General features: G+C 49.6%; 19 protein-coding genes. 10 read left to right on the forward strand and 9 right to left on the reverse strand.

Annotated features, from left to right (window positions below; genetic code table 11):
• The first annotated feature begins 304 nt into the window (after positions 1-304).
• From H6F68_RS06265 to H6F68_RS06290, 6 genes are all read left to right on the forward strand, one after another.
• Positions 305-934 carry a hypothetical protein gene (locus H6F68_RS06265; RefSeq protein WP_190557381.1) on the forward strand — a complete coding sequence of 210 codons (630 nt, stop codon included), beginning with the start codon at positions 305-307 and terminating at the stop codon, positions 932-934.
• Positions 935-1,122: 188 nt separating this feature from the next.
• Positions 1,123-2,067: a DUF1350 family protein gene (locus H6F68_RS06270; protein WP_190557383.1), complete on the forward strand. Its 945-nt coding sequence runs from the start codon at positions 1,123-1,125 to the stop codon at positions 2,065-2,067.
• 253 nt (positions 2,068-2,320) lie between these two features.
• Complete coding sequence (locus tag H6F68_RS06275) at positions 2,321-3,475, forward strand: aromatic ring-hydroxylating dioxygenase subunit alpha (protein ID WP_190557385.1); 1,155 nt, start codon at positions 2,321-2,323, stop codon at positions 3,473-3,475.
• Between the two features lie 229 nt (positions 3,476-3,704).
• On the forward strand, positions 3,705-4,985 hold the full coding sequence (locus tag H6F68_RS06280; protein ID WP_190432464.1) for an aminotransferase class I/II-fold pyridoxal phosphate-dependent enzyme: 1,281 nt from the start codon (positions 3,705-3,707) through the stop codon (positions 4,983-4,985).
• Positions 4,986-5,058: 73 nt separating this feature from the next.
• Complete coding sequence (locus H6F68_RS06285; RefSeq protein WP_190557387.1) at positions 5,059-6,210, forward strand: hypothetical protein; 1,152 nt, start codon at positions 5,059-5,061, stop codon at positions 6,208-6,210.
• A complete protein-coding gene (locus H6F68_RS06290) occupies positions 6,207-7,178 on the forward strand; it encodes an NAD-dependent epimerase/dehydratase family protein (protein WP_190557389.1) in 972 nt (323 codons plus the stop codon). The genes H6F68_RS06285 and H6F68_RS06290 overlap by 4 nt, the downstream gene beginning before the upstream one ends.
• Positions 7,179-7,508: 330 nt before the next feature.
• On the opposite strand, the gene H6F68_RS06295 is transcribed toward H6F68_RS06290, so the two are convergent.
• From H6F68_RS06295 to H6F68_RS06315, 5 genes are all read right to left on the reverse strand, one after another.
• Positions 7,509-8,282 (reverse strand): ABC transporter ATP-binding protein, encoded by a 774-nt coding sequence (locus H6F68_RS06295; protein WP_190557391.1) that lies wholly within the window; start codon positions 8,280-8,282, stop codon positions 7,509-7,511.
• 182 nt (positions 8,283-8,464) lie between these two features.
• Positions 8,465-9,724 carry an FtsX-like permease family protein gene (locus H6F68_RS06300; protein ID WP_190557394.1) on the reverse strand — a complete coding sequence of 420 codons (1,260 nt, stop codon included), beginning with the start codon at positions 9,722-9,724 and terminating at the stop codon, positions 8,465-8,467.
• Between the two features lie 73 nt (positions 9,725-9,797).
• Complete coding sequence (gene glmS, locus H6F68_RS06305; RefSeq protein ID WP_190557396.1) at positions 9,798-11,708, reverse strand: glutamine--fructose-6-phosphate transaminase (isomerizing); 1,911 nt, start codon at positions 11,706-11,708, stop codon at positions 9,798-9,800.
• Between the two features lie 319 nt (positions 11,709-12,027).
• Positions 12,028-12,276, reverse strand: coding sequence for a photosystem I iron-sulfur center protein PsaC (gene psaC / locus H6F68_RS06310; RefSeq protein WP_190432475.1), 249 nt, complete (start codon positions 12,274-12,276; stop codon positions 12,028-12,030).
• A 305-nt stretch (positions 12,277-12,581) separates the two neighbouring features.
• Entirely contained in the window at positions 12,582-13,487 is a 906-nt protein-coding gene (locus H6F68_RS06315; RefSeq protein WP_190432477.1) for a CoB--CoM heterodisulfide reductase iron-sulfur subunit B family protein, read from the reverse strand.
• A 388-nt stretch (positions 13,488-13,875) separates the two neighbouring features.
• Here H6F68_RS06315 and acpP point away from each other — a divergent pair, with 388 nt between their 5' ends.
• From acpP to tkt, 3 genes are all read left to right on the forward strand, one after another.
• Positions 13,876-14,121 (forward strand): acyl carrier protein, encoded by a 246-nt coding sequence (gene acpP, locus H6F68_RS06320; protein WP_190432479.1) that lies wholly within the window; start codon positions 13,876-13,878, stop codon positions 14,119-14,121.
• Between the two features lie 110 nt (positions 14,122-14,231).
• Positions 14,232-15,485, forward strand: coding sequence for a beta-ketoacyl-ACP synthase II (gene fabF / locus H6F68_RS06325; RefSeq protein ID WP_190557398.1), 1,254 nt, complete (start codon positions 14,232-14,234; stop codon positions 15,483-15,485).
• Positions 15,486-15,698: 213 nt separating this feature from the next.
• Positions 15,699-17,708: a transketolase gene (tkt, locus tag H6F68_RS06330; protein WP_190557417.1), complete on the forward strand. Its 2,010-nt coding sequence runs from the start codon at positions 15,699-15,701 to the stop codon at positions 17,706-17,708.
• 63 nt (positions 17,709-17,771) lie between these two features.
• On the opposite strand, the gene H6F68_RS06335 is transcribed toward tkt, so the two are convergent.
• The 4 genes from H6F68_RS06335 to H6F68_RS06350 all read right to left on the reverse strand — a co-directional run bounded on the left by H6F68_RS06335 (position 17,772) and on the right by H6F68_RS06350 (position 22,570).
• Positions 17,772-18,563, reverse strand: a complete 792-nt coding sequence (locus H6F68_RS06335; protein WP_199299941.1) for an ion transporter — start codon at positions 18,561-18,563, stop codon at positions 17,772-17,774.
• A 24-nt stretch (positions 18,564-18,587) separates the two neighbouring features.
• Positions 18,588-20,906: a CHASE2 domain-containing protein gene (locus tag H6F68_RS06340; protein ID WP_190557421.1), complete on the reverse strand. Its 2,319-nt coding sequence runs from the start codon at positions 20,904-20,906 to the stop codon at positions 18,588-18,590.
• Positions 20,907-20,982: 76 nt separating this feature from the next.
• Complete coding sequence (locus H6F68_RS06345; protein ID WP_190557423.1) at positions 20,983-22,038, reverse strand: folate-binding protein YgfZ; 1,056 nt, start codon at positions 22,036-22,038, stop codon at positions 20,983-20,985.
• A 25-nt stretch (positions 22,039-22,063) separates the two neighbouring features.
• The gene (locus H6F68_RS06350) at positions 22,064-22,570 is read right to left on the reverse strand and encodes a hypothetical protein (RefSeq protein ID WP_190557425.1); all 507 of its coding nucleotides are present in this window, start codon (positions 22,568-22,570) and stop codon (positions 22,064-22,066) included.
• 800 nt (positions 22,571-23,370) lie between these two features.
• Between H6F68_RS06350 and H6F68_RS06355 the strand changes: the two genes are divergently transcribed.
• The coding region (locus tag H6F68_RS06355) for a HAMP domain-containing protein (RefSeq protein ID WP_190557427.1) at positions 23,371-24,133 on the forward strand (763 nt) is incomplete at its 3' end.

Below are 24,133 nucleotides of genomic sequence, written 5' to 3' on the forward strand. Positions count from 1 at the left end.
TTGTAACTGAGGGTTGAATCAGCAACCTCAACGAGCAGGTAAATATGCGATGCTACTCATCAACTTATCTCAGCACCCACCATTAGAGACTTCCAAAGAATAGAAATCACTCATTTGGGTGTTATTTAATCTAATTACTCACCTATGTTGAACAAATAATTAATACCTGAATCTTCTATAGGTGAAGCTGATAGAAATTCTTTGCACATTTCTAAATATTTGGGCGGAAAAACTTAATTCCTGTCTGTAGGTTACTGATGTGAGCGACCAAACAAAAACCAAGCCTACATCAGGAGAAGTAATCATGGAAGTATCGACTTTTGAACTATTAGTCAAAGCGATCGCCCCTCGCAAGCCTTCCAACCCTGTCACAGATGAAGTTGCGCGTCGAGTTGTTCAGGGCTATTTCCTAACAGTAACCAACTTGGAACCCCAAGACCTCAAGCTTCAGATTGAATTCTACGTTAGTCTACCTGACAAAGAGAATCCTAATCCTAAGCCTAGACTGCTAGAAGCGAATACCATGTTGGTTTATGACATTGCTTTTGATCGGAACGACAAACTGGATATTAAGCGAGTTGATACAGGCAACAAGAAAGTAGCCAAGTATATTGGTGAGTTTAAGTTACCTGCGGGGCAGACCGCTTCTGTACAGCTCTTGCCAGACTTGGCTAACGGCATTCTAGGTGATCCTGACCCACAACTAGAAATCCGGGGTTATGCCGCTCTGGTTAATGTCACACCTTCTAAGAACAAAGCACCTGTAAAAGTGCTACTCAGCCCAGAAATTCGCGGCACCTTCTTGCCTAATGCGCTTGAACCTGGCAAGCCTTTGGACTTTGATCAAATTGCTTATGCGCTGCCTCTGGCTAGTGGAAAAGCTCTTAACTCGATCGAGTATGCAGACTCTAAAGACAAGCCCAAAGAATCCTAGAAATAGAGCGATCGCGGCTGAGAGTTCCTGAATTTCGTCAATAGCAGAGTAACGCTTGAATTTGGCTACTGACTAACCGATTTTATCATCTTTCTAGTCAGTAGCCTTCTACTTAAAAAGCCTCTTAAGTAAGGGGCTAAATTTTCATGCTTGAGTTTTGATTTTTTCTAAAATGAGAGGTTGTTTGGATGCAAGCTGAGTTTAAGTTTCAACCTGTTTCTTTTAGTTGGGTGGCACTGCATCCTGAGCCAAAAGGTGTGGTTCAGTTTATTGGAGGCGCTTTCTTTGGTACCTTTCCAACTATTTTTTATCGTTACTTCTTAAGAAAATTATTTGAGGAAGGCTATACGATTGTGGCTTTGCCTTTTCGGTTTAGTTTTCGGCATTGGTCGATCGCCGCTAGTTTATTTGCTGAACAAAACACCTTACGCACCGAATTGACAACATTAGCTCAGCATTACGGCTATCAACACAAGATTTATCAAGAAAATTCTAAATATTCTTGGGTAGGACATAGCTTGGGTTGCAAGTATGTGGCACTGTTGGAGTTTCTGAGCGGCGATCGCTGGCAAGAAGTAGTGCAGCAGTGTGTCAACGCCAAAGAAGCGGCCCGGATTGAGCGCGCGATCGCCGAGATTGTGCCACCAGAGAAGATTTCGATTAAAGGTCAGCCTTCCTTGCTACTAGCCCCTGACATCAGCGATACCGAAAGCGCCATTCCCATCCGGGCTGTGGCTCGTTGGCTAGACAAGCTCAAGTTGGGGGTACTGCCTACTCGCGAACAAACTCAATGCTGCGTTGCGTCTAGCAGCTTGTTTAACCTGACGGCTCTGATTTCTTTCAAAAACGATACGGTCGCAGGAAATCTAGGAGATAAAGACAGAAGCGAAGAAGTCCAGAAAAATAGCGATGTCTTGTGGTTCTTTCGGCAGCTCCAGAAGCGCACGGTGCCGTTGCTGTGCAAGGAGTTACCTGGCAAACATCTAGAGCCAGTAGGGGTGCAAGTAGGACCGTATGTAGTTGATTTGAATCCCTTAGACAAATTTATCGAACCGATCGCTCAACGTTGGTTAGAGAGAGTGGCGATCGAGTTTCTCAGCGAGTTGCGGCGACGAGAGCAGAACCTGCCTTAAAGACGGATGCCAGCAAGCCTACTCATACAAGCCACAGAAGCTTGGGATCGCGCTATTGAGCCTCAGAATCTAAGATACAAATAATTCGATCTTTGCGGCTATAACTCTAAATAGGCGTAATCCATCGGGGAACGTTAGCAAGCTACTTTAGATTCAGTCACTCACCTAGGGATGGACGAAAGATTGATGAACTAAGGGTGCAAAAGCTCAGCAAGTTCCGAGGGTAGGCAGTACAGGCAGAGGGGCACAGTGAATGGAATTGACGACAGCCTTAAAAGGGCAGACAGTGCGGAATGCAGTGCGAGAAGTTGGCATCAACCCTGACTATTGGTATGCGGTCGGCTGGGCTAATAAGCTGAAGCCGAATGAGGTGATGCCCGTCAAGATTTGGCAGCAGGCGATCGCGGTTTATCGAGATGCCACAGGTCAGCTCCATGCCCTAGAAGATGCCTGCCCCCATAAAGGCGTGGCTTTGCACAAAGGCAAAGTGCATGGCACTAATTTGGCTTGTCGCTATCACGGCTGGGAGTTTGATGGCCAAGGGGACTGTGTCAAAATTCCTTATTTCCCCCCTGAACAAAAATTACCCTGTGCTCAAGCCCGCAGCTACCCCATTCAAGAGAAGTACAACATCATTTGGATTTTTCCCGGTGATCCAGCTCTGGCAGCTATTTGTTCTCCGCCGGAGATTCGAGAGTTTGATCACCCCGACTTTTTCATGGTGCCAGTCACCGGACACTTTAAATCTCATTTCTCTATCTGCAACGAAAACTCAATGGATGTATTTCATGGGTTTTTACATGAAAATTTGCAGGGTTGGTTTGACCCCATCTTGACCAGCTTGCGAGAAACTGAGAATAGCGTCTGTGCCGACTATCGGGTGTCTTACAAAGGCAAGCTGGCGAAATTTTTGGGCTTAGCCGAGGAAGCTGAGCAGGTGACGACCAAAACTGTTTCAGTAGAATATCGTTATCCGCACTATCAAAGCTCGTTGGAGGGCGTTTCTAGCCTCTATCTGATGCGATTGCCGATGGGCCCTACAGAAAGCGCTTCCTTTGCCTTGTTCTTTCTGCGTGTGAAGTTGCCCAAGTGGTTTTTGCGATCGCTGGAGCCTGTGCTACAACCCTTGCTGGAGCAGCATGTGTTCATGAAATTTCTCAATCAAGATATTGAGATGATGGAGAGTGAGCAGCGGCGTTACCTGGACAATCCACAACGTCGCTATGTGGAAGTAAACCCAGCCATCATTGCAGTGCAGCGATTAATTGTCCGGCAGTACGAACAATTTGTGCAAAAATCTAGTCAATCAGAAGATCCCCAAAGCGGGAACTCAGATAACTTTGTTTCTTTCTCTAAGGCTATGGCTTCTAGCCCAGCCGAGCTAACCACAGAAAGCCCAGTCGGATGAAGGCAACTATACCAGCCGTTCCTCAAACAGATGTAATCCGGAACCGTACTTCAGCCTCTACCCAGTACTTTGGTTCACAAACAATTTGGTTGTATAAAGTAATCCAGACCCTCTGGATTGCTGGTGTTTGGTGTTGTATTAGACCTGGATGATGGGCATTTTGCTAGGAAAATACACTGTTATGCCAGAGACGATAGACTATCTGGGAATAAGGTGAGGGGAGTTTACTGTGCAAGTTATTAAAGAATACGTCCAGCGCTGGTATGACAGCGAACTTGAGCCAGATGAATACATCTGCCACGCCAAACAAGGAAATTTAGTTGAACTGGAAGACGCTAAAACAGGCGTTCGCTGCACAGCTTTAACCTTCTGCACCAATGACGTCTTGGGGCTGGTTCAATCCGAGTCAGTTAGGCAAGCGGCGATCGATAGCATTGTGCAGTACGGCACTTCCAATAGTTCCTGCTCTGTCTTGAGTGGTCGAATTGATTTACATCGTCAGCTCGAAGATGAAATCTCGGCCTTCAAACATCTTCCTCACACCCAACTCTTTCTGAATGCTTGGATGGCGATGCAAGCCTTAATGGATGCGTTTTGCCATTTAGCAATTCCGGTACCTGGTTTTCAGCATACGCGGGAAACGCTTATTCTCACCGATGTACTGAACCACGGTTGCATCGTTTCTGCGATCGCCAATGCGGGAACTCGCTCCGGTAAGCTCTTTGGTCATAGCCCCCGGGTGCGGGTTCGTGCTTACCGCCACTGCGATGTCAACGACTTGGCCACCAAACTGCGCCGCTATGCCAGACCCGATGACCGCATCATGGTGGTTTCGGATGCGGTGTTCTCGATGGATGGGGACATTGCTCCCCTACCCGACATGCTCGACGTGATGCAGAATTACGAAGGCAGCGTCTTGATGATGGATGAAGCTCATGCCAGTGGTGCGATCGGAGCAACTGGAAGAGGAATTTACGAGCACTTCAACCTCACCCCTCAGCAAGCGATCGAGCGTGGTGTTGTGCCGCTGATCATGACCACCTTCTCGAAGTTTGCAGCCTCGGCTGGTGCGGCAATTAGCAGCCATGTAGCTGAGCTGAAGCCGTTGCTGAATGTCTCCCCCACCTCAATCGGCACTATTTCTCTACCTGCACCCCTTACCGCTGCTGCGCTAGAGAGCATCAAAATAGTGCGACGGGAGCCAGAACGGGTACGTCAATTACAGGAAAATACAGCTTACTTGCGATCGCGCTTGACTGAGCATGATTTTCTGCCGATCGGCGAAACCAACGTCGTTCCCATTATTTTGCCGTCCGAAATCAATCCCAAGCTGTTTGGTCGGTTGCTGCTCGAAAACTACGGCATTTGGGTTTCGCCGATCTGGTTTATTGCCAAGCCCCGTTTGCGGGTGACTGTCAACGCCCTCCATACCAAAGAGGAAATGGATCGATTGGTGGCAGGTTTAGTGGCAACTCGAAATGTGCTGTATAAACCCACCATTAGTGCTTAGTTCGATAAAATGCTGCAAGGGTAGAAAAATACTCTGCCCTTGCCATAAAATCTTTAGTCTCAAAAGTTAAAAAATGGTGGCTACTCAAGCTTCGACATACCAGATTCAAGCCGTCACGACCCCCGCCGAGCAAGAACTGTTTCTGGATGTGCCAGCGCGAGTTTATGCCAACGATCCCAACTGGGTACCGCCCTTACGCAGCAGTACTGCCAAGCAATTCTCACCCAGCAACCCGTTTTTGCAATACGGTAAACTGCAACCGTTTATCGCAGTCACTCAGGGAGCCAAAGGGCCAGAGGCGGTAGGGCGTGTGGTAGCAGCAGTGAACCAGCGCCTGATCGAGCGAGAAGGGCAGCAGATTGGGTTGTTTGGTTTTTTTGAGTGCATTGCTGATTTTGCGCTCGCTCAAGCACTGCTCGATGCCGCCTCTGACTGGTTGCGTCAACAAGGCATGACGGCTGTGCGTGGCCCCATCGATCTCTCGACTCACAACAGTTGTTTGTGGTTAGTCGATGGCTTTGACTCACCATCAATGGTGATGATGCCTTACAACCCTGCTCACTATCCTGAATTTGCCGAGCGGTTGGGTTGGCAGAAGGCTAAAGATGCCTACGCTTACAACTTTCCTTTGGACAAGCCTTTACCGACCGAGTTCGAGAAAGCGTATCGTATTGCTTGCAAATCCGGGGTAACCTTCCGACCGTTGCGAACGAAAGGGGAAGGTTTTGAGCAAGATTGCCTCAGCCTCTACCGTTTATTTACCACCGCCTTTGCAGGCAACTGGAGTTCTACACCCCGCACCCAAGAAGAATTTCTGGAAGAAGCTAAAGAGCTGCAAAGCTTAGTTGATCCAGACGTATTCCCGATCGCGGAATATAACGGCGAAATGATTGGGTTCTTTATGGGCTTGCCCGACTACAATATTCCCCTCAAACAGGTGGGCGGCAAGCTCAATTGGCTAGGGATTCTTAAGTTTCTCTGGTATCGTCGCCAGATTAACCAAGGCCGAGTCATTGCTATCTGTTCTTTGCCTGAATACCGTCGCAAAATGGTGCCTCTCGCCTTAATTTATTTGGGCATGAGCGGTGGCATCCAAAAAGGGAAACCCTATCAGCGAGCTGAACTGTCCTGGGTTTACGAAGATAACTTCCCGTCGCGCAAGTTGATTGAAGCGTCGGGTGGCAAGATTTATAAGACGTACCGCATCTACGAAAAAGCATTATGAAGGCGCTAGTCACCGGAGCAAATGGCTTTACCGGATCTCACCTGGTTCGTCTATTGGAACAGCGGGGTGACCAGGTAGTCGGGCTGGTCCGCAAATCGAGCAATTTGTCGCGCCTAGCTGATGCTCAAGTGCAACTGGTTTATGGCGACCTCAGCGATCGCGAAGCCTTACGCACCGCCATGCAAGGGGTAGACACAGTATTTCACACCGCTGCCTACGTGGAGCTAGGCTTGGTGAATGCGGCTGAGATGGAGCGTGTGAATGTAGAAGGCACTCGCGCCGTCATGGAAGTAGCCAAAGAAGTGGGCGTGGCCAAAGTGGTCTATTGCAGCACCATTGGGGTGTTTGGTGACACGCAAGGGCAAGTGGTGGATGAGACCTTTCAGCGCACTCAGAAAAACTTTTCCTCTGCTTACGATCGCACTAAATATGACGCGCAAGTATTCGTGGACCAGATGGCCCAGCAGGGGCTACCAGTCGTCAGTGTGATGCCCTCTGGGATTTTTGGTGCAGATGATCCGCACTTTATTCCGGTACTGCGGCAGTTTCTCAAAGGTGGACTGAAACTCTGGGCAGGGGGCGATCGCGTCACGGGTGTAGTGCATGTCGATGACCTAGCGATGGCGATGCTCTTAGCCGCCGAGAAAGCGCCAACCGGAGAGCACTACATTATTTCCGCTGGGGATTTGACCACACGAGAAATGTTCAAAATTGTGGGTCAGCAAGCTGGGATTGCTGCTCCCGCCGAGGCTCCCAAAGCTCTGGTTAGGCTAGTGGGGAATATCTTAGACCCCCTTGGTCGCTTGTTCTCCTGGCAACCACCCCTAAGTCGAGAGCGAGTTCACTACGTCTACGATCGCTGTGTGCGGGTTGATGCCGCTAAAGCCCGACGCGAATTGAGTTGGCAACCCCGCTCCGTTGCCGACACCTTAGCCGAAATTGCTCAAGCAGTCCAGAAGACGCTTTAGCACGACTTCCACCTTGAAACTACCGCTAGTTTCTGTAAAATCCTATTGGGGATGATCCCCAGGGGTAACTGGGTAGATTGCCGCTATGCGATCGCCCTGCCTACCAGGGAGAATACAGACATAGCAAAGCAGCCAATTGGCATTTAATACACCAAGCCTCACTTAATAAAGAGGCTGACAGAAAATATGACGAGGCCAACCTGCTATCTCTGTAACTGGAGCAGCAACAGGCACTAGGTTCTCGACAAACTTTATGGAATAAATTACGGGTAGGGGCGCAGCATTCTGTGCCCCTATCTAGTTTTAAATAGCTTGAACTACAACGAAGGGCTAGGCAGCATATCGCTGATCGAGCATGCCATCTTCCAAGTTCACCACTCGGTCTGCCACATCCATAATGCGTGGGTCATGAGTCACCATCAACACTGTACGCCCCCCCTCTTTGGCAAGGTTTCGTAGCAACTCAATCACCGCATGGCCGCTACGAGAGTCCAGAGCTGCAGTAGGTTCATCCGCCATGATTAGGGGTGGGTCGCCTGCTAAAGCCCGTGCGATCGCCACTCGTTGTTGTTGGCCACCCGATAGCTCCCGAGGCAGTAACTTTACTTTATCTTGCAGCCCCACCTGTTCTAGCAAGTTTTGAGCCTGCTGGCGACGGTTACTGCGCCCTCGAAGACCTTTGACTTTAAGTGCCAATTCCACATTCTCAAGGGCAGTCAGGGCAGGAAACAGATTAAATCCTTGAAAAATAAAACCAATATTTTCCAAGCGGAACTGGGATAGTTGGGTGCGAGACATTCTTGTAATTTCTTGCCCTAACAAGTGAACACTGCCGCGGCTAGGTGTTAAGATCCCCGCTAGGATAGAGAGCAGCGTGGTTTTTCCAGATCCAGAAGGACCCATCAGCAGATAAATGTCCCCTCTCTGGATATCGAGATCAATATCTTTCAGGGCATAGAAGCGTTCAGCACCGGATTGGAATACCATTTCCACCCCACGGGCAGCAATGGCATTGGTTTTAATTTGGGTAGAGCCTATTGCGGTAGAAGCAACCTGACTCTGAAGCTGGGCATATTCAGCGAAACGAATTTGAGAAGCAGTCATCCGCTTAGGTTTCTAATCAACATTGGTTAAATGGAAAGGAGTGGAGTGCGAACTTTGGACAACGATGCACTGGTAGATTCAGGTGCTTAAACGCCGAATCCAGATTTCATCGCTGTAGAGCCATACTATCTAGTGTATCCAGGTTCTCTAAGTTCTCCGTATTCCCCTCGGGAAGTTTAAGGTTATGCCTTAAACACGATGGCGGGGTCAACTCGAGTCACCTTCTGAATCGCGAACAAGGCAGAGCTGACACACATCACCACCGTGATGCCGAAAACTCCAAAGGCTGTTGCGGGTGTAATTAAAATCAGAATCCCCTGAGTTGCCGATGTCCATGTGCCGACTCCAAGACACAGGGCTAAGCTAGGCAGGTAACCCAAAACGGCCATCCATAAGGCTTGCTCGACAATCACGCTGTAGATTACCCAATCTGACGCGCCCATCGCTTTGAGAGTTCCGAACTCTCGTAGGTGATCCGAGACAGAGGAGTACAGAATTTGGCCCACAATCACAATCCCAACAATGATGCCAACGGCAGCTCCTAGCCCGAGGACAAAGCCAATGCCCGTACGTTTTTGCCAATAATTACGGGTTTTGGCAATCATTTCGGCTCGTGTATAGGCATGGGTATTGGGCAGAGTCGCTTCTAACCGTTTTTTGAGAATTGCTAGATCTTGGTTGGGTTGAGCCCGAATCAAAATATAAGTGATGGGGTCGCCTAAATTCAGGCGACGGGGGGCCGCAGGCGCAGGATTGACCGAGCCAGTGCCAGCAGGCGCTGTTTCATAGGTGTTGGTGCATTGCACCTCCTCGGAGCCAGTCTGCGATCGGCATTGCAGGTTAGAACGGATGGGGGAGTTTATATAGGCATTGGCATTTTCTAAAGAGGTAAATAGGAAGCTACTAGACACCATGGACTGGGTGCCGCGAGTGAGGCCAACGAGTCGAGCCGGAAGCGAGCCGATCGCGCCTTGAGCATTAAGGGTTTTGAGATTCAGAGAATCTGCATTGGTTTCATCCACCATCACCGAAAAAGGCTGCTTGAGGGCACTGAGGCTGCCTTGGGTGATGTTTTGGGGAGAAAATAACTGTCCTTGAGGATCAAAGCCGACGACTCGGACTGGCGCAATCTCGTCTTGAGAGTTACGCCAAATGCCTGGCCTAAAGATCAAGGCTTCCGCTCGCCCTACGCCTGGTACCTGTTGCGCGACCCTAAGCTGATCCACTGCCAAGGGTAGCGTCAGCTCAATCTGCACCATGTCCTTGGAAGCAACCCAAACATCAGCCTGAGATTGGTCAATTAAGAGGGTGGTAGAACGAGTAAACCCTCTGAGAATCCCAGTCTGAATGGTGACAAGGCTGACTGCAAACATAATGCCAGCCTGAGCCACCAGGAATCGAGGAATATCCTCAAACAAGTTTTTGCGGGCGATGGAAGCCATGAAGGAAGTAACAGTTGAGTGCCTTATTATCAGCCTAAAAGATGGCAGGGCAAACTTCTGCTCAAGCAACCACTTACTCGACCGTCACAGATTTGGCGAGGTTTCTAGGTTGGTCTACGTCTAAGCCGCGACGGGCCGCAATGTGATAGGCCAGCAACTGTAGCGGAATTACAGCCAAAATCGGCGAGAGTAACTCTTCCACAACTGGCACAGGCAGCAAGTCATCGAAAATTTCGGCAGATTCGCTGGCCTCTAAGGGAGTCACACCGATGAGGCGGGCATCTCTGGCTTTCGCTTCTTGAGCATTGGAGAGCACTTTTTCGTAAACCAAACCTGGTGTGGCGATCGCGACCACAGGGACTTTGGCATCAAGTAGTGCGATCGGCCCGTGCTTCATTTCCCCAGCTGGGTAGCCCTCAGCGTGGATGTAGCTGATTTCCTTGAGTTTCAAGGCTCCCTCTAGGGCGATCGGGAAGTTGATTCCCCGTCCTAAGAAAATAAAGTCTTGGGTTTCCGCAAAGTCATGGGCCAATTCTTCGATGTAGCGCTCTTGACTCTCTAGAATTAGCTCGATTTGCGCCGGAAGTTGCCGCAGTCCTAGCAAGATTTGTTCTAAACGAGTGGCTGATAGCGTTTGTTGGTGGTATGCCAGATCTAAAGCCAGAGCGTAGAATGCCATCAACTGCGCCACAAAGGTTTTGGTGGCAGCCACGCCAATTTCGATTCCTGCATGCGTATCGATTACCTGAGGCACCATGTGGCCCAAGGAGCTTTCGGGACGGTTGGTGATACCGAGCAAGCGTGCCTCAAACCGAGGGGATTGCCCAGCCCGTCGCTGCTTTTCCATCTCCAAGGCGGCTAAGGTATCTGCTGTTTCGCCCGACTGAGTCACGCCAATGGTGACGGTGTTGGGAGTCAAGGGCGACGGAGCATAGCGAAACTCTGAAGCATACTGCACCATTGTTGGGATGCCAGCCAACTGCTCGATCAAGTATTTACCTACTAAGCTGGCGTGCCAACTGGTGCCACAAGCGACAATTTGCACCTGTTTCAAATCGCTGTAGAGTTCGGGTGCCAGGTTGAGTTTAATGGGTGAAGTGGCAGATTCAGGGCTCCAACTAGTATCGAGGTAGGCTTCTAGGCAAGCCCGCACGACTCCAGGCTGTTCATAGATTTCTTTAAGCATGAAGTGCTTGAAGCCCTGCTTTTCTACCATGACAGGGTTCCAGTTGAGAGTGCGAGGGGTTTTCCGCAAGCGATCGCCCCCAAAGCTATACACCTCAACCCCTAAGGGCGTTAAACGTGCCAGTTCGCCATTTTCCAGGGTTAAGACGGCGCGCGTGTGGGGCACTAAAGCAGGGGTGTCGGAAGCGCAGAAGAATTCCCCTTGACCGAAACCGATGGATAGCGGTGCTTGCTGCCGCGCCACAATCAGTTCATCTGGGAAGTCAGCGCTAATTACCGCGATCGCAAAGGCTCCTTCTAAGTGGTTGACTGCTTGGCGCACAGCCTCTAGTAAAGGCGAATGCTGGGCCAACGCAGGCATCGAACTAGGCTCAGCTTTGAGCTTCTCAAGCAGTTCAGCAATTAGATGCGGGATTACTTCTGTATCAGTTTCAGAGCGGAAGGTATGGCCTCTAGCAATTAATCCTTCTCGCAATTCCCGATAATTCTCAATAATGCCGTTTTGCACCACCGCTAGGCGATGAGCTGTATCCATGTGCGGGTGAGCATTGTACTCTTCTGGCTTGCCATGAGTGGCCCAACGGGTGTGGCCGATGCCAAGCTGGGCTGGGTTCTCAATGCCTTCGAGTTTTTCTTGAAGGTTGTGTAGCTTGCCCTTGGCGCGGACGCAGTGGATCTCGCCTTCCAAAACGGTTGCGATCCCTGCAGAATCGTAGCCGCGATACTCCAGTTTCTGTAACCCTGCCAACAAAATGTCACTTGCTGCTTGGGTACCGATATAGCCAACAATTCCGCACATTTAACCCACAACTCCTGCCAAGCGATTACGGTTTAGGTGCCATCTGCCTTTCAGCGCTCTAGCTGTAGTGCGATCGCGCGATCGCCTCTTGAGACAGATAAAACGCGAATATAACAGTCTTTAACGATCAACAGTGCTTCATCAAGTACTGAAACCAAAAAGTGATCTACGCCTTAGTTGGGTTGCAAACGGGATAGATAGCTCGTTTAGGCACGTAAAGTTACCAAAAAAATAGGGAGGCTGAACACCTCCCCTGTTTTTTGAACCCAAGTATATCGATAAACGCAGGATAAAAAAATGATGCGTTTAATGTCAGTTTCTAGTAGGCCAAACCCATACTCCGGGTTGTTTCAGCATTAGAGAGATAAACTCGAATGCTGAGGAAGTCAGTAGGACAAGCAGTTTCGCACCGCTTGCAACCCACACAGTCCTCGGTACGAGGAGACGAAGCAATTTGACCAGCCTTGCAGCCGTCCCAGGGAACCATCTCTAGAACGTCAGTAGGGCAGGCCCGGACGCATTGAGTACACCCAATGCAGGTGTCATAAATTTTGACAGAATGAGACATTGAATAAAGACTCCAAACTAGGTGTTCAATGCCTTGCAACATCTGCGGTAAAGCAGACCAGCAAGTCTTAGAACTAAGACTCTAGAATCAACGCCAAGTTTACCGCAGTGCCAGAGATCGCTTCTGAGAAAGGCGACAAAAATTCAAAGAATTTAATACACACCCTAATAGTGGCAATATTTTGCGATAAAGCTTGATGGGGCAAGGTTTTGGCAGCCTCTTAAAGACCTTTTCAGAGGTTAATATCTCCTCTTTTTGTAAAACGCTCGTTACAAAACGTAGGAAATTAGCTAGAAATTCTTGCTCTAGAAACCAAGCTTTTCCAAAACTGAGCGAGTGGAAACAATGTGATGGTTTAAGCCCAACTTTTCTGGGGCCACTCCTAAAGCCAAGGCAACCAGTTGAGGAAGGTGTAAAACAGGCAAGCCCAATTTCTGCCCAATTACTTGTTCGACCTCTGGTTGGCGAGAGTCGAGGTTGAGGTGGCACAGAGGGCAGGGCGTGACCAAACAATCGGCTCCAGAGGCGATCGCGTCCTGAATATGGTTGCCTGCCATCTGAAACGCCTGATCGGTGGCGTAACTAGAGAGCGGCCAACCGCAGCATTGAGTGCGGCCTCGGTAATAAATCGGTGTCGCGCCGATCGCCCGGAACACGTTTTCCATCGACTCTGGCTGGAAGGGGTCATCGAAGGGAATCGAAGTTTGGGCACGCAGGAGGTAGCAGCCATAGAAGGCGGCGCACTTCAGACCTGCTAGCTTACGGGTCACTTTGGCTTGCAGTGCTTCTAGGCCGTAGTCTCCTACCAAAGCCCACAATAAATGCTTCACCTCAGTGCTGCCTTTGTAAGGTGAGCAGCCTTCTTGCTTCAGTAAACCGTTGATTTGGTCGATGTAGTCAGGATTGTTTTGTTGGGATTTTTTTAACCGTTCATCTACATGACCGATTACGCCTTGGCAAGTGCTGCAATGAGTGAGTAACGGTAGATTTAATTCTTCTGCTAGAGCAATATTGCGAGCATTAACACTGTCTTCTAAGAGAGCAGATTCTTCCTTAAACGTACCGGAACCACAGCAGGAAGCTTTTTTTAATTCGACTAGTTCAATTCCTAAAGCGCTAGTTAAGGCTGCGGTCGAGAGGTAAAGTTCTCGGCAGGCTCCTTGAGCCACACAGCCGGGGAAATAAGCGTACTTCAAAGACGGAGATGGCATAGCTAAGCGTGACTGAGTAGGTGTTCAGCTCCAGCAAACTTCAACTTAGGTCTAGCTAGGTCTGCCTAGATCTGCCTAGGATTGAGGAGCTAACTCGCGACTGACCCTTCTATCATCGCTTTTTCGGCTGAGGACTGTGGGGACAGAGGTTAACTTTTCGTTGAGTTTTGGCTCGGAATGTGTCACTTGGGGAAAGCGCCCATCTAACGCGATCGCCGTCACGCTTTCAGATAAGATAGGAAATGCTCAGAGCTGATGTCTGCCTGGGATCAAATTCCAGCAAATTCATCTGTAATTTGACAGCCTTTCTAGAGTAAGTTTTTCTAGAGCGCACTGACAAAAGCTGAAACCACTGAGTAAGTCCTAAAATAAGAAGCTAGGGGTTGTCATGAATCAAGAAGAAATCTTTGCTAAAGTTCAAAAAATCGTTTCCGAGCAACTGGGTGTTGAAGCTAGCGAAGTTAAGCCAGCTGCTAGCTTTGCCAATGACCTCGGTGCTGACTCTCTCGACACGGTGGAGTTAGTCATGGCTTTAGAAGAAGAATTTGATATTGAGATTCCCGACGAAGCAGCAGAAGAAATCGCTACTGTGCAAAACGCAGTCGATTACATCAGCAACAAAGCAGCAGCTTAGACTCTAAATCATTGGCAGCTCGGCACCGTACCAAGCTTGGGGGTGGGGAGATGCCAACTCAGAAACCTGTATTCTGCGTTCCGGGCTAGAAAGCCCTTGAATTTTACATCATGACAAATTCTGACCGTAAGCGCGTTGTTGTAACGGGTCTCGGCGCGGTTACACCCATTGGCAACACCTTGTCAGAGTATTGGGAAGGGTTGGTGAGTGGACGCAATGGCATTGGCCCAATCACTCTGTTTGATGCATCTCGGCACGACTGCCGAATTGCGGGAGAAGTTAAAGCATTTGATCCCTTCCAGTACTTAGAGCGTAAGGATGCGAAGCGGATGGATCGGTTTGCTCAGTTTGCCGTGGCAGCGAGTAAACAAGCGATCGCCGATGCTCAATTTGTCATCAACGACCTGAACGCAGAACAGGTGGGTGTGATCATCGGTTCCGGGGTCGGTGGCATCAAGGTTCTGGAAGACCAACAGGAAGTTTATCTGACCAAAGGCCCAGATCGTTGTAGCCCCTTCATGGTGCCGATGATGATCGCCAATATGGCGGCGGGCTTAACCGCGATTCACATTGGTGCCAAAGGCCCTAACTCCTGCCCTGTGACTGCTTGTGCTTCTGGTTCTAATGGGATCGGGGATGCTTTCCGGTTGATTCAAGGTGGCTATGCCCAGGCGATGATCTGCGGTGGGGCGGAGGCAGCAATTACTCCCCTCTCAGTAGCAGGTTTTGCCTCAGCTCGGACGCTGTCCACTCGCAATGATGACCCTGCTCATGCGAGCCGCCCGTTTGATCGCGATCGCAACGGCTTTGTCATGGGTGAAGGGGCAGGAATTCTGTTGCTCGAAGAACTGGAGCATGCCCTCAGCCGTGGCGCTCGTATCTACGCCGAAATGATTGGTTATGGTATGACCTGCGATGCCTACCACATGACTTCTCCGGTTCCAGGTGGCGAAGGGGCAGCTAGAGCGATTCAACTGGCGATGAAGGATGCTGGGATTACGCCGGATCAAGTGAGCTATGTCAATGCTCATGGCACTAGCACTCCCATGAACGACCCCAATGAAACGGCAGCGATTAAGACTGCTTTGGGCGAACATGCCTACAAAGTGGCGGTCAGCTCCACTAAGTCGATGACGGGACACTTACTGGGTGGCTCCGGTGGGATTGAAGGCGTGGCAACCGCTCTGGCTGTGGCTCACGACCAACTGCCGCCAACCATTAATTTGGAAAATCCTGACCCTGCATGTGACCTGGACTATGTACCAAATCACAGCCGATCCCATAAAGTTGATGTAGCTTTATCCAACTCATTTGGGTTTGGTGGTCACAACGTTACGGTAGCATTTAGAAAGTACGTTGGCTGAGCTTGTAAAATTTAACCCAGTCTTTGGGATCGCGGGGTAACTCAGGTCTATAAACACCTGGGTTTCTGCGTTAGTAGTTATTACCTATCCAATGCCATTATCAGCTACCATAATTGGTAATTCAGTAGGTATATAAGCTTAGGGTGACCCGGAGCAACGTCACGATCGCTCACCCAGTCCAGTGCTAACTCGTAGTTCAACTAGATAGAGATTATGGCTGTCGCAACCCAACAATCACTCGACGAGCTTTGTATTAATTCCATCCGCTTTCTGGCGATTGACGCTGTAGAAAAGGCAAAATCTGGTCACCCAGGATTGCCGATGGGCGCTGCTCCGATGGCATACGTGCTCTGGGATCGCTTTATGCGGTTCAACCCCAAAAATCCTTACTGGTTCAACCGCGATCGCTTTGTGTTGTCGGCAGGTCACGGTTCCATGCTGCAATACGCCCTACTCCATTTGGCTGGGTACGACAGCGTGACGCTGGATGACATTAAGCAATTCCGTCAGTTGGACTCCAAGACTCCAGGCCACCCCGAAAACTTCATGACTCCTGGTGTCGAAGTGACCACGGGTCCTTTGGGTCAGGGGATTTGTAATGGTGTGGGCTTGGCGATGGCAGAAGCACACCTAGCAGGTAAGTTCAACAAGCCTGATGCCACCCTGGTTGACCACTACACCTATGTCATCTTGGGTGATGGTTGCAACATGGAAGGAATTTCCGGCGAAGCTTGCTCCTTGGCAGGACACCTCGGCCTCGGTAAGTTGATTGCCCTCTACGACGACAACCATATCTCGATCGACGGTTCTACGGACGTTTCCTTTACTGAAGATGTCTCGAAGCGCTTTGAGGCTTACGGTTGGCATGTGCTGCATGTAGCTGATGGCAACACCGACCTTGATGGCATCGCCAAGGCCATTGAAGAAGCGAAGAAAGTTACCGATAAGCCTTCCTTCATCAAAGTCACCACCACCATTGGCTACGGCTCTCCTAACAAAGCTAACACCGCTGGCGTTCACGGTGCGGCACTAGGTGGCGATGAAATCAAGTTGACCCGCGAGAACTTGGGTTGGAACTACGAACCCTTTGAAGTACCTCAAGATGCTCTGAACCACTGGCGCAAAGCTGTAGAGCGCGGTGCTCAACTCGAAGACGAGTGGAATCAAGTTCTGGCGCAGTACAGAAGCAAGTACGCTAGCGAAGCGGCAGAATTTGAGCGCTTTATTAGCAACAAGCTCCCCGAAGGTTGGGAGAAGTCTCTACCTGTTTACACTCCCGAAGACAAAGCGATCGCGACTCGCCAAACTTCTGAGAAGACTTTGAATGCGATCGCTCCTGCTCTGCCTGAGTTGATTGGTGGTTCCGCTGACCTCACCCACTCCAACCTCACCTACATCAAGGTGTCGGGTGACTTTCAGAAAGGCGCTTACGAAAATCGCAACCTCCGCTTCGGGGTCCGTGAGCATGGCATGGGTGCGATCTGTAACGGGATTGCTCTGCACAACTCTGGTTTGATTCCTTACTGCGCCACCTTCTTGGTTTTCGCAGACTACATGCGGGCCGCGATTCGTCTATCGGCGCTGTCTCAAGCGGGCGTGATTTACGTCATGACCCACGACTCGATCGCCTTGGGTGAAGACGGTCCTACTCACCAGCCGATTGAAACGATCGCATCTCTACGGGCGATTCCTAACCTGTTGGTTATGCGTCCCGCAGATGGTAACGAAACCTCTGGGGCTTACAAGGTGGCGGTAGAAGAGCGTAAGCGTCCTACCCTGATGGCTCTGTCGCGCCAAGCCCTACCTCAGTTAAATGGCTCCTCCATTGAAGGTGTGTCGAAGGGTGCATACATCCTGTCTGGCGGCGAAGGTACCCCTGACCTGATCTTGCTGGCTACGGGTAGTGAAGTGCAACTTTGTGTCAAGGCCGCTGAGCAACTCCGGGCAGAAGGCAAGAACGTCCGCGTCGTCTCCATGCCTTGCTGGGAATTGTTTGATGAGCAAGATGCCGCATATCGCGAGTCAGTGTTACCCAAGGCAGTTACCAAGCGCCTAGCTGTAGAAGCAGCCTCCAGCTTTGGCTGGTGCCGCTACATCGGCAGCGAGGGCGACATGATCAGCGTTGAGCGCTTTGGTGTGTCGGCTCCCGGTAACGTAGCGCTAGAGAAGTTTGGCTACACTGTGGACAACGTAGTGACCAGAGCAAAAGCACTGTTGGGTTAAGTTGGCATCAGTTTGGCTAACTTAAATTGAACTTATTGGCTCCCTAGAAATAGGGGGTCATTTTTATGTCTTTGTTGATGGTTTTCTCAGACTAGTTCCACAAATTTTGCAGAATTGGGCATCAGGGTCATGCAAAGCCAAACCACAGCCAGAGCATTGCGTTTCTACTTGTGTGGAAGTTTTGACCAATCGTCGAATTAAGTCCCCAATTTGCCAGGGAATTAGAGCAATGCCTGTCAAAATCATCAGTACGGTGAGCAATCGACCCGTTTCTGAGACAGGGGTAACATCGCCAAAACCAACAGTGGTCATGGTGACAACAGAGAAATAAAAAGCATCTAGAAATGTTTTAAATCCCGCTGCATTAATTGGGTGCTCAACTTGATAAATCAAGCCTGAATAGATAAAGATAATGGCAAATAAAGTGAATAGAATGCGGGTGAAAATAGCTCCATCTTCACTACTTACCCGACCAAACAAAGCGGTGCCTTCCACAAAACGAATCAACCGTAGAATTCGGAACCAGCGCAGTAATCGAATAAAGCTGATATCAGTAACGCCGAGAAAAAACGGCAGAATAGCAATTAAATCTATGGCTGAGTAGAGGCTGAAAAAGTATTTAACTTTTTGCTCAGAGCACCAAAACCTAAGAACATACTCGACCGCAAAAACAACTAAAATAACCGAGTCAATTGTATTTAGCTTTGTCCGAACCAGATCGGAAATTGGATAGGTTTCTGCAACAAAGATCCCTGAGGACAATAAAACTAAACTGGCGATCGCTAAATTAATTGCGATTCCAACAGGTGTTTCAATATCTTCTAAGTAGAAAGAAACTTTTTGTCGCAGTAGCATCAAGAATGAAAATCAATAGATGGTTTAGGGCTGTAAAAATTGTGTAGGCAGCAGAACTGTAAATGTGGTAATCCCGGAGTCGCTAGTAACTTGAATCACTCCGCCTAAATGCTCTACCAACTTCTTGACTAGAGCTAAGCCTAAACCAGTGCCACCTTGCTTCCAGCGATCGTTGCGAGGAATCCGGTAAAACTTTTCAAAGATGCGAGTTAGCTCAATGTCAGGAATTTCTGATCCAGAATTACTCACACTCAATTCTATATAGGGAGGCTCAAATCGGGCGATCGCCTTAATTTCACCACCGGGTGGGGTGTATTTGCAAGCATTGTTAAGGAGTTCTGCTAAGACTCGTTCCAAGCTGGGTTGGTCTGAAACTAACAAAGGTAATTCCGAAAGAATTTGAACTTGAACACTTTGCTGGCGATTGCTAGCTCGCTCTTTAAATGGCTCAACAAGTCGGGGTAGCCAATCATTCAAATCAATCGTCTCTGGATTAAAAGGCTTGGCGGCGGCTTCTAATCGTTGCAGGTCTAATAAATCATTAATTAAGTTGATTTCGCGATCGCACTCGGCTTGCAGAATTCTGAAATAATGATCTTCTTGTTCTTGAGTTTTAGCAATCTTGAGCATATAAATAGCCATTTTCATATTAGCCATTGGGCTACGTAGTTCATGAGAAACGGTACTTAAGAAATCATCCTTAAGTAAATTCATGCGCTGTAGCTCTTGCATTTGATGGCTCAAATTTTCTTCGATTTGCTTCCTGGCAGTAATGTCTTCCAAGACCAGCAATAATCCATCCAGGTGGGGAGATTGTTTCGCAATTTCTGGCTCAACACTCCCATAAAGCAAAGGTTCTAGCTTTAGTTCAAACCAGGTGCCATCTTGGTGCAATTCATGGGGAGTGACTGGCTGCTGTTGCCTTAACATCTGTAAATCTGACTCCCATTGTCCTTGACTCAACCAGCGAGGAATCAGTTGGGCATGGAGGCGATCGCCCACCTTAATCTCCAACCATTTAGCAGCCATCGGATTGCAAAACCACACCAAGCCATCTAAGTCAGCAGCTAATAAGCCAATTGAAAGACTCCGGGCGATCGCAGCTTGCGCCGATTGAGACCGACCGAATTGCTCAGCTAGTAAAGCTAACTGAGCTACGGGCTGCATTGAGGCGGGCTGTTGGCCTGTCTGCCAGTGGGTTTGCTCAGAGCGCAGGATACTGTGGCTACGAGCAACGAGGTCTTGGTGGTGCGCTTGCCAAAGCTGCTTCACTTCATGCTGAAGTAGGGCATTTTCGCGCAATCGTTCCTCAAGCAAGACGGTGCCAGTCGTGGCGCTAAATAGAATAATGGGCAGAACCACAGGCATTAAGTAGCCAGCGTGCAGCAACAGTAGGCTGGCAATGCCCCAAATGCCGCATAAACCTAGTCCTAGGGTGATTTGGCGTTCAGTAGACCATCGACCTAGCACATAGCTTAAGCCTGGTCCACCCAACAGAAACAGCCCCAATAACCAGGGCTGAGGGGGTCGCCGCAGAGAGTTGTGCTGGAGCAGAGTGCTGATCACCGCCGCATGGAGATGCGTGCCACTAGCAGGAGGATTGCGATCGAAGGGAGTAGGCAGCGAGTCGAGCCCAGCCGCAGTTACTCCAACGACTACAATTTTGTCCTTGAACGCTTGAGGGGAAACTTGTTGGTGGATTACATCTACAAACGAATAGTGCTGGAGCTGACGCACAGGCCCTGGCCAGTTGACCCAAAAAGGGGTTTGTAGGTTGGGCAGCTCTACGGGAGCTTGCACTAAGCTATACCCCTGAACGGCGGCTAAGCCTAAAGCAGGCACCCCCTGCAACTGCAAATCAATTTTTCGGGTGAGACCGTCAGAATCTTGTTTCTTATAAACTTGGCCAACGGCGAAAGCAACTTTGCCGAGGGGAGGACTGGGGAGTAGAGGCCCCCCGATGCCGTCCCAAGCTTGGGCCAGAACTACGCGCCCTTGTTGCTGCACCGCTGCCGCAAGTCGGGTATCTTGGGGGCCTTGATCCGTCAAGACTACATTTAAGGCAATCACACTTGGCTCAGCTTCGGTGAGAACACTGAGCAGTTGAATATATTGCTGGCGAGACCAGGGAAAGGGTCCTAGTTCTCGTAAACTTTGGTCATCAATTCCGACAATCACCACGCTTCGGTCCCAAGCGATCGCGCCCCGCAGTTGAAACAGCGTGTTGTAAGCAATTTGCTCCAAGGGCCGCCAAACTTCTAAAGCAGTCAAGCCAGCAATCACTAAGGCCGTGATTCCCCCTGGAAGCAGTCGCCATCCTAACTCCCGGAACTGCCGCTTCATACTTTTGCTGTGTGCTTTCCTCCAGGGATGTGATGAATAATGGCCGAGCTTGAGGTGAAGGCCACAATGAGTTTTTCTATTGTCGGTTATAAGTCAAAAAGGGAACAGGGACTACCTCCCCTTGAGCCGCACCCACTTGAACCTGTAAACCCACGCCTCCCGCTTTAGTTCTAATGTAGCCAAGGCCAAATGCTTCCTGAGCAATGGTCGTAGAACTGGTGAGAACACCGACTTTGTCGTCTCCCAAAGTAATGATGCTTCCCGCCGCGACAGGCTCACTGAGACGAATGCCCCAAAGTTGTTGTTTGACTCCTTTATAGGTATCTAGACGTGCGATTGTTTCTTGGCCGATGTAACAACCTTTATTGAAGGAGAGGGTTTGCCACAAACCTGCTTCTAATGGGTTGTAGTCTTCTGTGAGCTCGTGTTCTGGCGCTGGACGGCCTTGCTGAATTCGCAGTTGTTCCCAGACGCGATCGCCCAAAGGCACCGCCCCGCCTTCCACCAACTGCTGCCACAAGCTCGCAGCCGCCTCAGCCGCTACGAACAAGGTATAACCAGGGATTGCTAAGCCACTCCCAACTGCGACTCGAACTTCACTGTCTCCTAGAGGAAACAAAGCATGATTGCCATTGGGTTGGCCGATCAGCGAGCTTGCCCCCAGGTTATCGAGTAAGGCATCGCTCTGAGGGCCAAGCAGACTAAAGGTTGCAGTGGTGTTCGTCAGATTGGTGAGCTTGACGCGATCGGCAAAAAAGATGTAGCGATCGCAAAATTCCATCAAAGTTTGGCAGCGGTTGGGAGAAACCAGTAAAAGAATCGTGTCTTCGGTGACGTAAACACTGGCCAGATCGAGGGTGCGAGCTGTTGAGGTGACAAAGACAGTGTCGCAGCCCTGCCCTGGTTGCAAGCGCTTGATGTCGTTGGTGCTCTGGTTGTGCAGGAAGTTTTGTCGATCGGCATCTGAGATTTGCATGCGGCCCCAATGGGAGCGATCGCACAGCGCCACTCCTGTCCGAGCAGCCTCAAGAGCGGCGCTATCATTGCCAAAACTCACGGGGATAGTGGCTGAACCAATCTCTTCAAACGTAGCGCCAGCAGACGCTTGAAGTTGATGCAGGTCTTGAGTCATGGAGTTTCAACGGTGCCTCTAGAAATTAGCGTGAAGGAAGGTTTGTAAAAACTTGCTCGATCAGCTGCCGAGCTTTGTCGTCCAAGCGGTTCCAATCGACCTCTCCCATCTCATCATCAATCAAGCTGGTATCAATCTCAACCGCTTGCGGGTCAGAGCTATCTTGAAATACCTGATAGTTACGAAAACAAACTTGGTAGCACAGCTCCCAGAGATCAATTTGGACTTGCTGACCTTGTTTTTCTAAGCACAAGAGGTACCCAGGAAAAGGCGTGGGTAGATGCGCCAAGGCTTGTTCAATTTCAGCAGCTTGTTCTGGTGAAGCGGTAGCTAGCTCTGCTTGCAGTTGCTTTACTTGAGCTTGAATTGCCTCTGGTGTACCTTCTGGCCAAGTTTGTACATCTTGATAAGTCCCTTTCCAGTCCGATTGATCCAACTGCTTGCGGATATTGTCTAGTAAACGAATAAAAGCAGGCTGCATTAGCAGCTCAGCTTGGGTCCAAGCAACTTGATCTTGAAATTGCGGCTTCATAAATAAAGTGAAATCTTAAACCTTAGGGCTGTTAAAGCAGTGAGCACTAAACCTTTGAGGCTTTTAGAGCGATCGCTTCCGTGCTCCTTACCACCACAGTAATCCAAACTATCCGCTGATTGCTTGATTGCTTGATTCCTTGATTGCTATAGGAGGAGACAACTCGGTTGAGCGATCGCTTCCGGTGCTACTGACTCCATATCGGCTAATTTTGATCTAAAGTTTGATGGGGTCGGGAGTGAATTTAATCCAGGAATCTACAGGATAGACGTTACTGAGGAGTCTTACTAACGTTGCTATCCTCTGATGCTGACTGGCTCTTAGGCAAGCAGGGGCAATCAACCAGAAGTTTCTAAAGCTGCTTGTTGTCCTCAGAAATAAACAGGGATGCCTGCCATGAAATCTCAGAATATCGTCCTCAAGTGCAGTAGCGTACAGCGCCTGAAAATAACGTTTTAGTATATTTGATTGCAAACTCTGTCTGTAGCAAGCAGAGCGTTCAATGATTTAGCTGCACCGAAACAGTCATTGAGTTAAACCCGTAAAGTTGTTTTACCTTCCCCGTCTCAGCTGACCTAAGGGCTGATTTTTGGATTTAGCATCTATCTTTCGGTAGAAGCCAGTGGCCAGCCTTTGCACCGGATAATTGATCACAACTATCTCTGTTGGTCGTTGCACTCGTTAACTCTGCTCTCTCGTTCTTGACTGCTACTACAGGAGGTCTGGTTCGGCACAGATCTTGGCTGGTGGCGGCAACTCCCTAATTATTCGTATCCTCATTGCTCTAAAAGGATCAGGCTATGCCCGCTGAACAAGTTACCAAAGATACCGAGAACTTGGACCTCAGACAGTTACTAAAGATACTCAGTGCCGTTAAGAAAGGTAACTTTTCAGTTCGCATGGCTGATGAGTACACCGGGATGGCAGGCAAGGTTGCTGATGCGATTAACGATGTCATCGAGCTGAATGAGCGGATGACCAAGGAGCTAGAGCGAATTGGCAAAGTTGTCGGCAAAGAAGGCAAAATTACTCAGCGAGCGTCGCTTGGCAGTGCAGGTGGTTCTTGGGGCTCTTGCTTAGAGTCGATCAACAGCTTAATCAGTGACTTGGTGCAACCTACTGTAGAAACGTCGCGGGTCATCCGAGCCGTAGCGCATGGTGACTTGTCGCAAACCATCCCGACCGAAATTGAAGGTCGCCAGCTCAAAGGTGAGTTTTTACAAACGGCTCAAGTCGTCAACACGATGGTGGAGCAGCTCAGCTCCTTTGCCTCTGAGGTGACCCGCGTAGCGCGTGAGGTGGGCACCGAGGGCAAGTTGGGTGTGCAAGCCGAAGTCAAAGGCGTGGCGGGCACCTGGAAAGATTTGACCGACAACGTCAACTTGATGGCAGGTAACCTCACCGGACAAGTGAGAAACATTGCCGAAGTTGCGACTGCGATCGCCAACGGTGACTTGTCCAAGAAAATTACGGTAGACGTAAAAGGCGAAATTCTAGAGCTGAAAAACACCGTCAACACGATGGTGGACCAGCTCAACTCCTTCGCTTCTGAGGTAACCAGAG

It is taken from the genome of Trichocoleus sp. FACHB-262 (genome assembly GCF_014696035.1).
Classification (GTDB): domain Bacteria; phylum Cyanobacteriota; class Cyanobacteriia; order FACHB-46; family FACHB-46; genus Trichocoleus.

Excerpts from the sequence above, each read along its gene's own strand:
- H6F68_RS06265 (WP_190557381.1), top strand. The coding sequence starts at position 305 with ATGGAAGTATCGACTTTTGAACTATTAGTCAAAGCGATCGCCCCTCGC.
- H6F68_RS06270 (WP_190557383.1), top strand. The coding sequence starts at position 1,123 with ATGCAAGCTGAGTTTAAGTTTCAACCTGTTTCTTTTAGTTGGGTGGCA.
- H6F68_RS06275 (WP_190557385.1), top strand. The coding sequence starts at position 2,321 with ATGGAATTGACGACAGCCTTAAAAGGGCAGACAGTGCGGAATGCAGTG.
- H6F68_RS06285 (WP_190557387.1), top strand. The coding sequence starts at position 5,059 with ATGGTGGCTACTCAAGCTTCGACATACCAGATTCAAGCCGTCACGACC.
- H6F68_RS06290 (WP_190557389.1), top strand. The coding sequence starts at position 6,207 with ATGAAGGCGCTAGTCACCGGAGCAAATGGCTTTACCGGATCTCACCTG.
- H6F68_RS06295 (WP_190557391.1), bottom strand. The coding sequence starts at position 8,282 with ATGACTGCTTCTCAAATTCGTTTCGCTGAATATGCCCAGCTTCAGAGT.
- H6F68_RS06300 (WP_190557394.1), bottom strand. The coding sequence starts at position 9,724 with ATGGCTTCCATCGCCCGCAAAAACTTGTTTGAGGATATTCCTCGATTC.
- glmS (WP_190557396.1), bottom strand. The coding sequence starts at position 11,708 with ATGTGCGGAATTGTTGGCTATATCGGTACCCAAGCAGCAAGTGACATT.
- psaC (WP_190432475.1), bottom strand. The coding sequence starts at position 12,276 with ATGTCTCATTCTGTCAAAATTTATGACACCTGCATTGGGTGTACTCAA.
- H6F68_RS06315 (WP_190432477.1), bottom strand. The coding sequence starts at position 13,487 with ATGCCATCTCCGTCTTTGAAGTACGCTTATTTCCCCGGCTGTGTGGCT.
- acpP (WP_190432479.1), top strand. The coding sequence starts at position 13,876 with ATGAATCAAGAAGAAATCTTTGCTAAAGTTCAAAAAATCGTTTCCGAG.
- fabF (WP_190557398.1), top strand. The coding sequence starts at position 14,232 with ATGACAAATTCTGACCGTAAGCGCGTTGTTGTAACGGGTCTCGGCGCG.
- tkt (WP_190557417.1), top strand. The coding sequence starts at position 15,699 with ATGGCTGTCGCAACCCAACAATCACTCGACGAGCTTTGTATTAATTCC.
- H6F68_RS06335 (WP_199299941.1), bottom strand. The coding sequence starts at position 18,563 with ATGCTACTGCGACAAAAAGTTTCTTTCTACTTAGAAGATATTGAAACA.
- H6F68_RS06340 (WP_190557421.1), bottom strand. The coding sequence starts at position 20,906 with ATGAAGCGGCAGTTCCGGGAGTTAGGATGGCGACTGCTTCCAGGGGGA.
- H6F68_RS06345 (WP_190557423.1), bottom strand. The coding sequence starts at position 22,038 with ATGACTCAAGACCTGCATCAACTTCAAGCGTCTGCTGGCGCTACGTTT.
- H6F68_RS06350 (WP_190557425.1), bottom strand. The coding sequence starts at position 22,570 with ATGAAGCCGCAATTTCAAGATCAAGTTGCTTGGACCCAAGCTGAGCTG.